The following is a 14,988-nucleotide window of genomic DNA, read 5'->3' as shown; positions in this document are numbered from 1 at the left end:
TACAGACTCGATTCGAAACGATTTTCGAAAATGGAAGGAGATCATCCATTTGTTTTGGATAAAAATTTTTTTTTTGCAGGAGTTCCCACAAGCTTTGTAGGAAGACAACCCAGCGCAGGAGTTCCCACGCAAATTCTTCGGAAGACAGTCGGCCGCAGGAGTTCCCACAAAATTTTCATCACGGAAAAACGCAAACGTAAGAGTTCCCACACCTTGCTGAAACATAGGATCGTATGAGTTCCCACATTTCTCCGAAATTTCAGTTCGCACCCGGAAACAAAGAACGCAGATCGTTCAGCGAACGAATTCCCTGAATCTGAATGTCCAAATTCTTTTCCAGTTCGCCTAAATTTCCTTCCGGCAAAATCACCTTCTTCATCCCGACGCCCGCGAGCTCCTTCACGCGAAGATTTGCCTGTCCGATACTGCGCACCTCTCCCGAAAGTCCGACCTCGCCGAGAACACAGGTTCCCTTCGGCAAAGGCTGATCCAAATAACTCGAAATGATCGAAGTGCAAATCGCAAGGTCTAACGCGGGTTCGTCGGCGTTCAAGCCGCCTGCGAGGTTGCTGAATATATCACATTCTCCTAATTTAATTTTGATATACTTTTCGATCACGGCCGCGAGCAGAATCACACGTCGTGTGTCCGGACCTTCCGCCATTCTTCTTGCTTGGGGAAAGCCTGTCTTGCTCACAAGCGCCTGCACCTCCACGGTGAGAGCGCGGCTTCCTTCCAGAACGGCGCTGATGACGGAACCGCTTCTTTCTTCCGCGCCCGCGCTTACGAAGATTCGATTGCGATCGCCTACTTCCCGTAAGCCTCCCGAAAACATTTCAAAAATCGCAAGATCGCCCACCGCGCCGAAACGATTCTTTACCGCGCGCAGCAATCGGTAATAGTTGAGCCGATCCCCTTCGAAATACAAAACCGTATCGACAAGATGTTCCAGAACCTTAGGTCCTGCGATCGCCCCTTCCTTCGTGATATGGCCCGTCATCAACACGGGAATCCCCGTTCTCTTTGCGGTTTCCAAAAGTACCTGCGTACATTCCCGAAGCTGCGTGACGGTTCCCGCTTGATTGGGCAGCGCTTCTCTCGCGATCGTTTGGATCGAATCGACAAAAACCACCGAAGGCCTTTCCCCTTCGATCATCGCGGAAATATTTTCCGCAAACGTTTCGGAAGTCAGCAAAAGATTGGAGGAACGGATTCCCATCCGCTCTGCGCGCATCCGAATCTGGGAAGGAGATTCTTCCCCTGAAATATAAAGAACGTTTTTTTTTGCCTGTGTCAGATAACGCGAAACTTCGAGAACCAAGGTCGACTTACCGACTCCCGGCTCGCCGCCGATCAACGTCAAAGAACCGGGAACCAATCCTCCTCCCAAAACGAGATCGAGTTCTTTCAAACCCGTTCCCATTCTTGTAAGAGATTCTTCTCCTACCTTGTCTAACGGAGTCGGCTCCTTATACGTTTTGTGTTTTTGAGAATTCCCGTTCGAGGAAGAAGCGAAACGTTCTCCGCCGACTTCTTCCACGATGGTGTTCCAATTCCCGCAGGACTCGCACTTGCCGGCCCAACGCGAATAATCCTGACCGCAGGATTGACAGATAAAATTTCGAACGAGTTTCTTTTTCAATGTTCGAAAAGAGCGGGCATCTCAAGCCAATCGATCTGGTTGAAAACGGGAAGACAGGCAAAGGCTTCTCTCGCAAGAGAATCGCGCCCTTCGCGCACTAGAATTTCCGTGAGTTTTTGTTCAAGGGAGATCAGATATTTCACGTCTCCGCTCGCGTAGTCGACTTGGTCTTTGGTAAGAATTTTTTTCCCCCAGTCCGAGGATTGATTCTTTTTATCCAAATTCTCATCATAAAATTCTCGGATTAAATCTTTGAGACCGTGTTTGTCCGTGTAGGTACGAGCCAGTTTGCTCGCGATCTTCGTGCAGAAAACGTTCTGCAACGCGATGCCCAAACGATAACGAAGAAAAAGAGAATCCATTCTCGCGAAATGAAAGATCTTCACGATCTCCGGATTTTCGAATAAGGATTTGAGAAGCGGCGCTTCTTTTTGATCGGGAAGAATTTGAACCAAACTTACGTTATTGGAAGAATCGCAGATCTGAACCACGCAGAGCCTGTCTCTTCTGGGATTGAGTCCCATCATTTCGCAGTCGACCGCTAGACGGTCGTCCGCCTTGTATTCTTCAAATCTTTTTTGCGAGAGATCACCGGGAAAAAGCTCCGGTTTTATAGTTGAAGGTTTTGGAGGCATAATTTCATAATAATCCGTACCGCACGGTTTCGGGAATCAAAAATACAAAACAAGGCCGCCGGAATTTTAAAAAGTTCCCGATCGAAAAAAGAAAAACGACTCAAAACACTTAGAGAAACATGAGAGCCATTTTAAACTACAAAGTCTATGAGGATTTTTATTCGTCCTCGTTTGAAATTTCGGGAAAGGAAGCGAAGACCAAGAGCGATTGCGGAAATTTCTCGCTTTCGCTCGGTCATAAAAAAACGGGAAAGAATGAAACATTCAAGCCGGTTCTCGAATGGGTGGGCGATCAAAGACCCAAGGCCGGAACGGCAATCCTTACCTTGGAAATCGAACTTCCTCCGCACGCGTTGACGGAGCCGAAGGTATTTCAACACGGATATCAATCCTGGAGCCTTTCGGCGGTTCACTCGCTGAGCGAGCCGGACGAATCTCCCAAACTCGATTTTCTTCAGTATTCTCAGGAAAACATCTACACACATCCTTCCAACGAAAGCGGAGATTGGCACAGCGAAGGTATGCTGCTTCTGATTTCTTCGACCAAAGAACCGCATTACTTTGTGGGAGCGACCGGTCCCGGAGAACAAGGAGTCAAGTTTCGAGTTCTTTCTTCTGAGCGGAAAGAAGAATTGGAAAATTCCAAAAAGAAAACCTGGATTTCCCAATCCGGAGTTTCGTTGATCTATGATTTTTACCGTTACGAAGATTTTCGCGGGAATAAACTTTTTTTGACTCCCGTCGGAGTTTCCCGATTTACGATTTCACCCGAAGCTTACTTAAAAAAGTATTTTAGCGAATTAGGAAAAGCTCATAAAGTAAAATTGTCCGCTACGCCGGTTCCCACAGGCTGGTGTTCTTGGTATCACTACTACACGAAAATTTCCGAAAAGATCATTCTGAAAAATCTCGCTCTCGTCAAAGAGAAGAAGTTGCCGATCCAATTTTTTCAGATCGACGACGGATATCAGAACGAGATCGGAGATTGGCTCACGACCAACGATAAATTCCCCGGAGGAATGAGGCTTTTAGCCGAGGAAATCCGAAGAGAAAAACTCACGCCCGGAATTTGGCTCGCACCGTTTTTGGTCCGGAAAAAATCCGAGTTCTATCAAAAATATCCCGAAGCCGTTCTCAAGGATCGGGACGGAAAGCCGGTGCCCGCGCTTTGGAATCCTCTTTGGGGAATGGATTACACGTATGCAATCGACGTCACGCATCCGACTTCCCGCGATTTTCTGGAGAATGTCTTTAAAACCCTCGTAAAAGAGTACGGATATCCGTATCTCAAACTCGACTTTCTGTACGCCGCCCTTCTTCCCGGATGGACCTACGACCGCGGAATCTCGCCTCACAAACGTTATGCGGACACGATCCGCTTTATCCGAAAAGTCGTGGGCAAGGACGTATTTCTTTTGGGATGCGGGGCGCCGATCTATCCTTCGATCGGGTTATTCGACGCGATGCGGATCAGCTGCGACGTCGCTCCGTTTTGGGGAAGGGAAAAGAAGCGGATTCTCGTAAAAGACAAACACGCGCTTTGTACGGAACGCGCCTTGATCAACGACATCACCCGTTCTTCCATGCACAGAACTCTTTGGTACAACGATCCGGATTGTCTGCTCGTACGCGAAAGCAAAAATCAGATGAACGCTGCACAGACCCAATTGATGGCGAGCGTGATGGCCGTGAGCGGAGGAATGATTCTCGTCAGCGACGACCTTTCCCTGATCGGAGACGATAGACTGGCCTTGTTGAAAAAGACGCTGGAACTCGGAGCAAAGTGCAGAACCAAAACTCCTCTGCCGGTTGGAATCGCATCGGGGTTGTTTCCACCGGCGCTTTATAATCCGGCAGGCTTTTTAGGAATGTGGAATCCGAGCGAGGAAGAAACTACGATCGAAATCCAAGTTCCGTTCGTATCGAAGTTGAAACAATTCCCGGATTATTGGACCGGAAAGGTTCCTGAAAACTTCGAGTATTCATCCAGAACGGGAATTCTCAAACTAAAACTTCCCGCGTTCGGCTCCGTCGTTTTACAAACCGCAAAAGTTGTTTGACTCGAAGGAAGGAAGTTGTAAAATTCCTTCCGAAAAAACAACTCAACGGAGAATCCATCTGATGAAACGCACTCGAAAGCTGCTGATGACTTTAACAACCGGACTTTTTATCATCGGCCTCAATCACTGTTTTATTTTCGAATCGATCTCGACCGGAATCAACTCTCTCAGCAAGTCTTCCGATTCTTTGGAAAGTCTTTCCAAATCCGTAAAATCGATTTCCGGTTCGATCAGCTCCATCTTTTCCTCTTCTTCCGGAGACGATGAGAAAAAAGAAAAAGCGTATCTCAAAGACGTACGCGATCTGACCGCGATGCACGTAGAAAACGGATTTCAGGAAATCGAATTCAAAAACGATCTTTCGACACTTGCGCTTCAAAACGGACTGACCAACTGGAAGGCGTTGCGCGTAACGTATCTCGGAATCGGAAGCGGACTCAAAAAAGCCGGAGTAAACGAGGAAAAATTTTCCAAGTTCGTTTCCGAAATGGGAAGCGCTAAACCGGAAGTCGTCGAATCCATCCGCAAAGGATATCATCAGCTCTGAGATTTTTTCGCTTCCTCTTTGCGACGGCCCTGCTCTTTCCTGCGGGGCTGTTTTCCGCACCTACCACCGTCGATTTCATCTACGTAGACGCAAACACCGGACAATCCAGCGGAGGACATACCGGAATCCGAATCGGAAACAAGGTATATCACTATCAGTTCTTTCCCGACGATATCTTTCACTTGGTGAGGGAATCGTATGACGACTTCGCGTTCAGCTATAACATCGTATCCAACCGAACGAGCGTTCTTACCAGACTCGCATTGACCGGGAAAGAAATTTCCGTTCTGGAAAGCGGACTCAACCGCTTGTATCTCGTTCAATTCCGCCATCTTCAAAATCTGGAAACTCTCAAAAAGGAAACCAAGTTCCTGGAGGAATTGAATTCTCCCGAAAAGAAAATCGGACTGCGTGCAACGGCGTATTTCGATTCCCGCGATCGATCCCCTTTCGCAAACGAACTAAAATCGCGCCTTGCAACCGATCTTGGGGAGAATTATCTGAGGGATCTGGAAAAAACCCTAAAGGACGCGGTTCTTTCCGAAAACGGAGAACTGATGAATCCGGAATTTCCTCCGTTGCCGTCCAAACTCACTCGAGACGGTTTCCCTTTTTTCAAACCGGGTTCTTATTTACGATTGCGGGACGTACTCGAAGGAATCGCATTCTGCCAAATCCTAAAGGAAGAATGGGGGCTCGATTCTGAATTCAAAATTTTGAATATGCAGGAATCATTAACTGCCGAAGAGATCGAACTGTTGAAAAGATTCCGCATCAAACAAACCGATTCCCTCGTCCAAATCCTCGCTGAAAAAGATCCCGGCTGGGCCTACAGCGCCCTCGTCGTATTGGGCAGGCTGCACGCGATCGAAGAAAGTATCCGCACCGGACGACCCGTGTTTTTATCCACTTTTCCGGAAGAATCCCCCATCGTGTATCAGGAAGACGAAAACGACAAAGAGGCTTTAGACCATCTTTCCAAAGAAACCTGGGCCGTCGTTTCGCTCGCCCGCAAAAAAATATCCGCATTACGCGAGTTATCCGAAAAGGAATATCAGATCTGGGAAGACGCGACCAACCGCGCCTACGAACTCCGCGAAGGAATCGAAACCGCAATTCCCGTTCGAGTGACTTCGGGAAAACTTCTTCCGCAAAGGGAAAAACGGTTTTTGATTCCGATGCGTTTGCCCTCGGACGAAATCCTTGCCGGATATCTAAAACTCGCCAAGGAACGGGAAAAGGAATATCACTTCCGATTAAAAAAACTCTATCCGTTTCATCTTCTCTTTGAAAACTGCACGACCGAAATCGTAAAAAGCGTTCAAACTTCGTTCGAAAAACAGGAAACGAAGTTTCCCGGTAAACCGATCGACTTTCGATATTCCTTCGCATTCATTCCGTTCCATGCTTCTTATTCCGTTTCCGAACACTGGAAAACGGAAGGGGAAGAAACCCTTCTCTCCTATCGAAGAAAGAAACTGGAGGAACTCCGGCGACAAAATCCGGGTTGGAAAACTTCTATTCGTGAATCCTTCACATTCACTTCTTCGATCTACAAAACGAATCGGGAAGATCATTTTTTTCCGATGTTCACGGACGACGTATTTTGGGTACGTCCGGTCTATGGAACCGTGAATCTATTCGCAGGTTTGGGAATGACCGCGGCGGGAATCTTCACTTCTCCGCTCGACAAAGGCGAACGGTTTCAAAAAGGATTTCAATCCCTCTTTTTCAGTTTTCCTGAATTCGTTTTTTTTAATATTCGAAAAGGAACGTTTCCTTCCGTCGGCATGAAGGAAATCCCGGAAGAACTTTTCCGGTTTCAAGACGAGGACTGAAATTTGATTGAATCCGCTTATATTTATGATATATTGACAATATAAATATGTCTTTTATCGAATTCGAATGGGACTCCGGCAAAAACAAATTGAATCTCAAAAAGCACGGAATCTCTTTCGAGGAGGCTAAAACCGTTTTTTATGACGAAAAAGCGAGAATCATCGACGATCCGGATCACTCACAAGATGAAGATCGATTCATTATCCTAGGATTCAGTTATAGATTCAATTTATTGATGGTATCTCATTGTTATCGATCGTCTAAAGATGTGATTCGAATCATTTCCGCACGGAAAGCGACAAAAACCGAGACGAAACAATACAAGGAATTATTATGAGAAAAGAATACAATTTTTCAAAATCAAAAAAGAATCCCTATCTAAAGAAATTAAAAAAACCTATTACGATCCGAGTCGATGTGGATACGATCGGATACTTCAAAGGATTATCGGATCAAACGGGAATTCCCTATCAGAATCTAATCAACTTATACTTAGCGGAATGCGCTTCAAAACATAAAAAGATCGATCTTTCTTGGAAGTAATTTTAATCCTTATCTAACTTCCAGAAGAATATAGGAAGCGTCGTCCCTGTATTCCCGCGAAGGAATCGCGGAACGAACATACGTATCGAGCGCGTTCTTCATACGTTTCAACGGGTCCGGGCCGGACTTATGAATCTGATTCAATTCTTCGATGAGAGGATGACTAAGGTTGTTGATGATTCCGTCCGAAAAAAGAAAGATCACGTCCTTCTCCGTAAAACCGATTTCGTGACTTGGAAAATCGACGTCCTCCAAGATCCCGAGAAGTTGTCCCGACTTTTCCTTTAAAAAAGAAAATCCGTCCTTGTGGAAGTGAACGGGAAATGGATGTCCTCCTCTCGCATAAACGAGTTTCTTTTCGTCCGGAAACAACATCACACAGGCGGCCGTCATACTATGGGTTCCGATATTCAGACAGAGTTCGTGGTTCATTCGTTTTAGAATTTCGCTCGGATTGTCCGAAGTCTTAAATTCTTCCCGAGCCAAGGTGGTCATCAAAAGGGCGATCAATCCGGAAGTAACGCCGTGATCCTCCACGTCTCCGAGAAGCAATAGAACCGATTTTTCCTTTTTGAGCACTACGTTGAAATCGCCGCTGACAAAGGAAACCGGAGTCACGTCGGCTTCCACCTTGTACGGGCTTACGTCCGGAATCGAAAAAATCTTTCCCTGAACTCTCGACGCAAGGCGAAGATCGCGCATAATCACCTCGTCGCGCAAATCCTTATCCTTTAGAATAGTATAATAATCGTATGCTCTTTGGATCGCGATTTGGACCGTCTGAATGGAAAACGGCTTCAACAAAAAGTCGCTGGCTTTGTGGGTAAGAGAAGTGACTACATTGTTGATGTCGCGTTCTCCGGTCATCATAATGACTTGGGTTTTCGCTTCCAGGTTTTTGAAGTAAGGGAGAATGTCAAGACCGCTCGTTCCCGGCATGTGAATGTCCAGAAACACGATGGGATTCCGTTCCTTTTCGAAATATTGTTTTCCCTGTTCGACGGAATCGAAAAACACACTCTGATATCCGAGTTTGCTCAGAATGAGTTCGAGGGTTTCGCCTACGTCCCTGTCGTCGTCAAGAATGATGATTTCCGGTCTTAGGGAAAACTCCGCCATATTAAACTTTCCTTATGTATTTGGTTCCCGAAACGATCTTATTCACTTTTCTGTAATATTCCTCGTCGAAAAGCGCCGATTCGAGATAACTGTTGATGCAGGAGACCATCTCCCCGTATTTCCAAACATAAACTTCTCCGGAGGAAGCGTCACAGATTTTTTCCGTGTGAATCTGATCGCTCAATTCTCGGAGATTCGTTCTGCTGAAGGATTGAAGAATCGCACGGAATCTCCCCTCCTTTTCGGGGTCCACGAACTGAAAGGATTTATGAAATAATACCGCGTCGTGAAAGTATTCCGGAATGTTAAAGGCGCCGTACGCTCCCATCTTTGTGGCGAGAATGCGGATAAAACCGGTGATCTCGTTCATCAGAGAAAGACCCGGATATTCCTGTCCCTGATAGAGTTTCTTTTTGGCCTTCATGTTTTTCATCTTTAGGTTCTGGGTCAAGAGCCAGTCAATATAAACGAGCTTATAAGATTGATCCAGCTTTTTAAACTGAAAGTCGGAAAATTTTAGACGCATGTGAACGAGAATCCCGCCGGATGGTTCCTTGATATAAATGCGGTTGTCCATATCGGAGATTCCGTCCAAGGATATCTCGTAGTCGTTATAACCTCTTGCCTGTAAAGTACGGAAGATCCCCGCGCTTTCGAGCATCTCCCTGACTTCTTCCGCTGTGAATCGATTGAAGAGACTGTTCTCGATTCCGAGAGACGTATGAAATTCTTTCGAGATGTCGATCATCCCGAGTTCTTGACTTTCTAGAAATCCGGGATTTCCTTTTTTCTTATCCGAGTCAGAAAAGATACTCATGTCACTCGGCCGCAAACACTTTGATCGTGTTGTAATGAATCGTCACCGTATCGTGAAAGTCCTTCGCGTATCCGCCCGCGGGAAGAATCACTGTGCGCGCGTCCAATGCCAATGCGAAGTCTCGCACGATTTTGTCCCGCTTACGCAGACCTTGGAACGTAAGTTTCAAATCTCCAAGCGAATCGCCTTCGAACGGATCGGCGCCCGCGATGTAATAAATCAGATCGGGTTTGAACTCGGATCGAATGCCGTTCAGAGACTTCTCCAGAAGTTCCAAATATTTTTTATCGTCCGTTCCTTCTCCGAGCGGTATATCGAGTCCCGATTTTTCCTTTTTTGGATATAGATTTTCCTGGTGCATGGAGAACGTAAAGACGTCCGGGTCTTCCTGAAATACGACGGAATTTCCGTTTCCTTGATGCAGGTCCAAATCGATAAAAAGAATTTTTTTACCCGGATGTTGTTTCTGAAACAGCTTCCCCGCGATGGCCGCGTCGTTCAGGTAACAGAAACCTTCCGCGCGATCCGGCATACTATGATGAAAGCCGCCTCCGATATGATAAACGAATTTGTATTTTTCGGTCAATTCCGTCGCAAGAATCGTTCCGCCGACCGCTAATACGAAGCTATGTACGATTTGTTTGGTGAGCGGAAGCTCCGAATTCTGCGTTCTTTCGGTGAGCTTGAGCGAGAAAAAATCCTTTAAGAATTCTTTGGTGTGAACTAACGCTAGATCCTTATCCTTAGCGGGATCTGGTTTATAGATATAAAGTTCCGCGAGTTTCGGATCTTGTTTTACGAGATTATAAACCATCTGGTATTTCCGTGCGGGAAATACATGAGGACCCAGATCCATATTATAATCCGGGTGATACACCAAACCAATTCGTTCTAACTGCTTCTCCAAGGAGAGGACGCCTATTTTTGGTTCATTCTATTTTCCGGTTTCCGTTCGTAAAGAGGAAATATTCGCTGGAACAACGGAAGGCGTTTGTCTACAATTGCCGTTCATGAAAATCCTGAACGGGAAAAAAACCAAAATAGTCTGCACGATCGGTCCGGCCTCCTCTTCCGAAGAAACCGTTCTTTCCATTCTCAAATCGGGAATGGATATAGCCCGAATGAATTTTTCACACGGCACGCACGAATCCCACAAAAGAGTTTACGACACGCTTCGGAAATGCGAGCAAATCTCCGGTTTTCCTCTGGGGATTATGGCCGATCTGCAAGGTCCGAAGATTCGAACGGGAAAATTAAAACTCAATTCCATTCTTCTCCATAAAGACCAGGAAATTACGATCGTTCCCGACGCGGAATATCAAGGCGACGAACACACGATCGGATGCACTTATCCCAATCTGATAAGCGACATTAAGGAAGGAGATAAGATTCTCATCGACGACGGGAAACTCGTCTTGAAAGTCGCGTCGAAAAAATCGGATTCCGCCGTTTTGAAGGTAATCGTCGGCGGGATTTTGTGGAGCAACAAAGGAATCAATCTTCCCGGAACGCCGATCTCCGCACCCGCCCTTTCCGAAAAGGACGTGGAGGACTTGAAGTTCGCACTTTCTCTCGGCGTAGACTACGTAGCGCTTAGTTTCGTACGAACAGGAGCCGACTTGGAGTTAGCGCGTTCCCTTCTCGAAGGAACATACGCGGGACTGATCGCAAAGATCGAAAGGCCCGAGGCGATCGGAAACATCGACGAGATCATCGAACGCGCGGACGGAATCATGATCGCGAGAGGAGATCTCGGAGTGGAGATCGAAACCGAAAAAGTTCCCATCCTTCAAAAAGAACTGATCTACAAACTCAACCAAGCGGGCAAACCGGTGATCACCGCTACGCAAATGTTGGAGTCGATGATCGAAAATCCGAGACCGACAAGAGCGGAGGCGAGCGACGTAGCCAACGCCGTGATGGACGGAACGGACGCAGTGATGTTGTCCGCGGAATCGGCGAGCGGTCATTACCCCGTAGAATCCGTGGAGATCATGTCCAAGATCATTCAAGAAACCGAAACCATCGATCATATCTACGAGATTCATTGGAATATTAAAAAAACATTTTTGGAATCGGAACGTACCGCTCTCGGAAACGCGGCGCGGGAAATCGCGCATGGAATTCACGCCAAAGCGATCGTGAACTTTACGAGAAGCGGTTATTCCGCCTTGATCACGTCGGAAATGCGTCCGAAAGTTCCGATCTATTCCTTTACTCCGTTTGCAACGACTGCGCGAAAGATGAAACTCTATCGGGGAGTGATTCCGTTCGTCATGCCGTTCTTTACCAGATTGGAAGACATGATCGCGTATATGAATCAGAAACTGAAAGAGGACGAGTTCCTGTTTCCGGGAGATAAGATCGTGATTCTTTCCGGAGCGCCGGGAGCGACCGTACGCAGTGTGGACTTTTTACAGATTTATAAGATTCACTGAGGGCAACGGCTACCTGGAGTCATCGAACCCCGGATAACTCCAGCGCACGTTTTCTAAGTTTAGAATTTTATAAAATACGAATTCCAGGAAACTGTTTGAATTCCTTGAGGATCTGATGCGAGATCTTCGTCTTCATATCGCGCCGTTCCCGGACGTGGGTCAAATAACGCAGAGAAAAAAGAATCCCCCCTTCTTCCAAAGAAAGATAAACGATCGGAGAAGTTTTACCCAATCGGACCAGATAATTTTTGGAAAGCTCTTGAAGAGTATAATCGATCTCCCCTTGATCGATGATCGCGTTGTTGCGGATGATTCCGTTCAGCAATTCCTCGGCCTTTTCGAAATCGGAATCGTACGGAATCTTAATTCTCATCTCGTCCCAGACATAGTTCATCTTATCCTTTACGACGATCACCTGACGCAGAATCACGAAATGGTTCGGAAAATGAACGAGACGGTTCGTGGATTGATCCGACTTCGGATCGGAGGAAATCTCCATCAACGTAAACCGATTCATCCCGATATTGATGACGTCTCCCCGAACCCCTTCGATTTCGATACGATCCCCCACTTCGAAACCGTTGCTTCCGTGGATAAAAAACCAACCCACGAAGTTCAGCGTGATGTCCTTCAACGAAATGACGATACCGGCTCCGGCCAGACCCATCACCGTGGGCAAATAAGAAAGTCCGGAGAACACGACGGGCAAAAGAGTTACAAGACCCAAAATGACGAACGACATACGGGCCATTTTTCTTCTATTGTAACGGGAGGTGACGTCGATCGTAGGTTTGAAAAAATCGAGAACGATTATGATGACTTTGTAGGAAAGAATCAGGAAAATGATGAAATAAACGACTAAAATCAATTCTTCCGCAAGGCTACGTTCGTTCAACTTTAGAAGAATAAACGGATTGATACTTTTCAGAAAATCGATTTCGAAACCCATCAGAGACCTTTTTGTTTGCGGATGGTTAATACGATATCCCTGGATTCTACGGGAATATCGAACACCGGAGAACCGGGTTTTTCAAGAAGAACAAAACGGATAGAACCGCCCACGTTCTTCTTATCGTGTAACATGTGTTTCGCGAGTTCCTTCGATTTCAGCTTCGTCTGAAACGGAAGTTCGTAATTCTTCAGCGTATCGATCGTTTCCTGCGTGATAACCGGATCGAGACCGGATTTCAATTCGCTTAATAAAAGTGCGGTTACAAGGCCGATTCCCACCGCTTCTCCGTGCGAATATTTCTTATACTTCGTTACCGACTCGATCGCATGCGCGGTCGTATGTCCGAGATTCAAGATCTTTCTTAAGCCCGTTTCCTTTTCGTCGCTCGAAACCACGTTCGCCTTAAAACGAACCGACTCCGCGATCAGATACGGAAGAACCTCCGAATCCACATTCAAATCCTTGAATGAATGCGCTTTTACCTTTTCCCAGTATTCTCCGCCCGAAAGAAGCGCGTGTTTGATGATCTCCGCCTGGCCGCATCTCCATTCGCGCGCGGGCAACGTGGACAAAGCGAACAAAGGAGCGAACACGAACTCGGGTTGATAAAACGAACCGATCATATTCTTACCGAGATCGGCGTTCACTGCCACCTTTCCGCCCACGGAAGAATCCACGCAGGCGAGAAGTGTGGTCGGAATCTGAACGAATCGGATTCCTCTCAAATACGTGGACGCGATAAAACCCGCAAAATCGCCGACTACCCCGCCTCCGAAGGCGAGGATTAAAGACTTGCGATCCGCACCGTATTCAATGAGTTTATTATATACTTCCCCGGTACGGTTGATATGTTTCGATTTTTCTCCGCCTTTGACGTAGATCTCTTTGACCGGAATTCCGAGAGAGGAAAATTCCTTTTCCAGATATTTGGAATACAAGGAATGAATCGATCTTTCCGTGATCAAGAATACGGACGTAACTCCCGGAAGTTTTAAAATTTCTTCCGATAAGCCGGAAAGATCGGAGTGAAGTTGAACCGGAACGGATTTGTGTTCCGTGTTCACGGTAACGGTTTCGATAAGACTCATTTTTTTTCTGATACCCAGGTGCTTTTGATAAACGGCGCCGATTGAAAATCCCCTGCCAGCAGAAAGGATTTGATATCGGGTCTAAGATCCATTTCACGGACCGCCGCCGGAGAAAAATAACCGAAACCCGTGATCGCCTTTTCCTTCAAGTTGAGTTCGGGAACTTCTTTTTTGACGCTCACCGCAAAGACGAGTTGGATGAGATGTCTTTTCCCGCCGGGTTCTATGGACTCATTTAAGAGTAAAAAAGACGCCGATTTCATTTCAAGAGAAAGTTCTTCTCTCAGTTCCCTTTTGAGAGCGTCTTCCGCGCTTTCCCCGAACTCGATTCCCCCGCCCGGCAAAAGCCAATAATAAGAATCCTTTTTCTTTTGTTGAATGAGAAGAATTTCGTTCTGCGAGTTTTCGATCAGAGCGGCGACTCTGACTCTCATTCCTTTCTTTTTAAAGAAAAAATCCATCTACTTAGATTGTCGTCCTTTGATCCGAGGAATCTTGATTTGGAAAGGAATGTTTTCTACGATCCTCTCTGAATCCTGTTGTAAAGTTCTTTGGCCGCGTTTTGTTCCGCCGCCTTTTTGCTGACGCCTGTGCCGCTCGCTTCCCATTGATCCCGAATCCGAACGGAAACCTGAAAGACTTTCGAGTGATCGGGACCGGATTCTCCTTTGAGACGATAGATGGGAAGAACCTTAAAGTGTTTTTGGGAATATTCCTGGAGCTGCGTTTTGTAGTCCCTGACAGATTCCTCTTTTTCGGGATTTTCCGCAAATTCTATTAAATGTTTGAGAATGAATTTTTCAGCCGCTTCAAAACCGAGATCCATATAGATCGCGCCTACAAGTGATTCAAAAAGATTCGCGGAGAGTTTACGACGGCCTTTGCCTTGCGAATTTTTTTCCCCTTTCCCGAGCAAAAGGTATTCGCCTAAGTCGAGTTTTTCGGAAATGGAATTGAGGATCGGAGTCGACACGATTCTCGATTTGATGCGGGATAATTCTCCCTCGCTCGCTTTCGGATATTTTTGAAATAACGAACGCGCGGCCACAAGGCCTAACACGGAATCGCCTAAGAATTCCAGACGTTCGTTGTCTTCCAAGATCTCAGGATTTTCGTTCTTATAGGAACTATGAATGAATGCGGTATTATAATATTCTAGTTTAGAAAACTTGATTCCGATCTTTTTGGAAAGTTTCTGAAGAGTTTGTACCCGTTCCGGGTTTTTGAGAGAGGAGGAAGGTTGTGTTTTCTTAAGGACCAAAGGAAGGAAAAAAGAATTCCGAGTTCCGCGAAGAACCCGGAAAGTCT

Annotated in this window: 15 protein-coding genes; 6 read left to right on the top strand and 9 right to left on the bottom strand. The window is 46.3% G+C overall.

Features of this window, described 5'->3' with window-relative positions:
• Positions 1–259 precede the first annotated feature (259 nt).
• Both radA and LFX25_RS05710 read right to left on the bottom strand, forming a co-directional pair.
• Complete coding sequence (gene radA, locus LFX25_RS05715; protein ID WP_238729372.1) at positions 260–1,642, bottom strand: DNA repair protein RadA; 1,383 nt, start codon at positions 1,640–1,642, stop codon at positions 260–262.
• Positions 1,639–2,277, bottom strand: a complete 639-nt coding sequence (locus LFX25_RS05710) for a ribonuclease D (protein WP_118955398.1) — start codon at positions 2,275–2,277, stop codon at positions 1,639–1,641. The genes radA and LFX25_RS05710 overlap by 4 nt, the downstream gene beginning before the upstream one ends.
• Before the next feature lie 119 nt (positions 2,278–2,396).
• Between LFX25_RS05710 and LFX25_RS05705 the strand changes: the two genes are divergently transcribed.
• From LFX25_RS05705 to LFX25_RS05685, 5 genes are all read left to right on the top strand, one after another.
• Entirely contained in the window at positions 2,397–4,337 is a 1,941-nt protein-coding gene (locus LFX25_RS05705) for a glycoside hydrolase family 36 protein (protein WP_238729371.1), read from the top strand.
• A 61-nt stretch (positions 4,338–4,398) separates the two neighbouring features.
• Positions 4,399–4,884: a putative lipoprotein gene (locus LFX25_RS05700; RefSeq protein ID WP_238729370.1), complete on the top strand. Its 486-nt coding sequence runs from the start codon at positions 4,399–4,401 to the stop codon at positions 4,882–4,884.
• Between the two features lie 29 nt (positions 4,885–4,913).
• Entirely contained in the window at positions 4,914–6,722 is a 1,809-nt protein-coding gene (locus LFX25_RS05695; protein WP_238731513.1) for a hypothetical protein, read from the top strand.
• 47 nt (positions 6,723–6,769) lie between these two features.
• A complete protein-coding gene (locus LFX25_RS05690) occupies positions 6,770–7,060 on the top strand; it encodes a BrnT family toxin (protein ID WP_238729369.1) in 291 nt (96 codons plus the stop codon).
• Positions 7,057–7,266 (top strand): BrnA antitoxin family protein, encoded by a 210-nt coding sequence (locus LFX25_RS05685; RefSeq protein WP_238729368.1) that lies wholly within the window; start codon positions 7,057–7,059, stop codon positions 7,264–7,266. The genes LFX25_RS05690 and LFX25_RS05685 overlap by 4 nt, the downstream gene beginning before the upstream one ends.
• 9 nt (positions 7,267–7,275) lie before the next feature.
• On the opposite strand, the gene LFX25_RS05680 is transcribed toward LFX25_RS05685, so the two are convergent.
• From LFX25_RS05680 to LFX25_RS05670, 3 genes are read right to left on the bottom strand one after another with little or no spacing between them, the layout of a single operon-like run.
• Positions 7,276–8,385, bottom strand: coding sequence for a SpoIIE family protein phosphatase (locus LFX25_RS05680; protein ID WP_238729367.1), 1,110 nt, complete (start codon positions 8,383–8,385; stop codon positions 7,276–7,278).
• 1 nt (position 8,386) lies between these two features.
• A complete protein-coding gene (locus LFX25_RS05675) occupies positions 8,387–9,202 on the bottom strand; it encodes a hypothetical protein (protein ID WP_238729366.1) in 816 nt (271 codons plus the stop codon).
• Between the two features lies 1 nt (position 9,203).
• Positions 9,204–10,109: a histone deacetylase family protein gene (locus tag LFX25_RS05670; protein WP_238729365.1), complete on the bottom strand. Its 906-nt coding sequence runs from the start codon at positions 10,107–10,109 to the stop codon at positions 9,204–9,206.
• 103 nt (positions 10,110–10,212) lie between these two features.
• Between LFX25_RS05670 and pyk the strand changes: the two genes are divergently transcribed.
• Positions 10,213–11,640 (top strand): pyruvate kinase, encoded by a 1,428-nt coding sequence (pyk, locus tag LFX25_RS05665; RefSeq protein ID WP_238729364.1) that lies wholly within the window; start codon positions 10,213–10,215, stop codon positions 11,638–11,640.
• A 67-nt stretch (positions 11,641–11,707) separates the two neighbouring features.
• Here pyk and LFX25_RS05660 read toward each other — a convergent pair whose 3' ends face one another.
• The 4 genes from LFX25_RS05660 to rnc are packed head-to-tail and all read right to left on the bottom strand — an operon-like array spanning position 11,708 to position 14,941.
• A complete protein-coding gene (locus tag LFX25_RS05660) occupies positions 11,708–12,589 on the bottom strand; it encodes a mechanosensitive ion channel family protein (protein ID WP_118955409.1) in 882 nt (293 codons plus the stop codon).
• The gene (gene aroB / locus LFX25_RS05655; protein ID WP_238729363.1) at positions 12,589–13,680 is read right to left on the bottom strand and encodes a 3-dehydroquinate synthase; all 1,092 of its coding nucleotides are present in this window, start codon (positions 13,678–13,680) and stop codon (positions 12,589–12,591) included. Before aroB ends, LFX25_RS05660 begins: the two co-directional genes overlap by 1 nt.
• On the bottom strand, positions 13,677–14,141 hold the full coding sequence (locus LFX25_RS05650; protein WP_238729362.1) for an NUDIX domain-containing protein: 465 nt from the start codon (positions 14,139–14,141) through the stop codon (positions 13,677–13,679). The genes aroB and LFX25_RS05650 overlap by 4 nt, the downstream gene beginning before the upstream one ends.
• 56 nt (positions 14,142–14,197) lie before the next feature.
• Positions 14,198–14,941 (bottom strand): ribonuclease III, encoded by a 744-nt coding sequence (rnc, locus tag LFX25_RS05645; protein ID WP_238729361.1) that lies wholly within the window; start codon positions 14,939–14,941, stop codon positions 14,198–14,200.
• Between the last annotated feature and the right edge of the window lie 47 nt (positions 14,942–14,988).

The organism is Leptospira sanjuanensis, assembly GCF_022267325.1.
In the GTDB taxonomy this organism is placed as follows: domain Bacteria; phylum Spirochaetota; class Leptospiria; order Leptospirales; family Leptospiraceae; genus Leptospira; species Leptospira sanjuanensis.
Note: the sequence above shows the minus strand (reverse complement) of the source record. Positions and strands in the feature narration are given on the sequence as shown.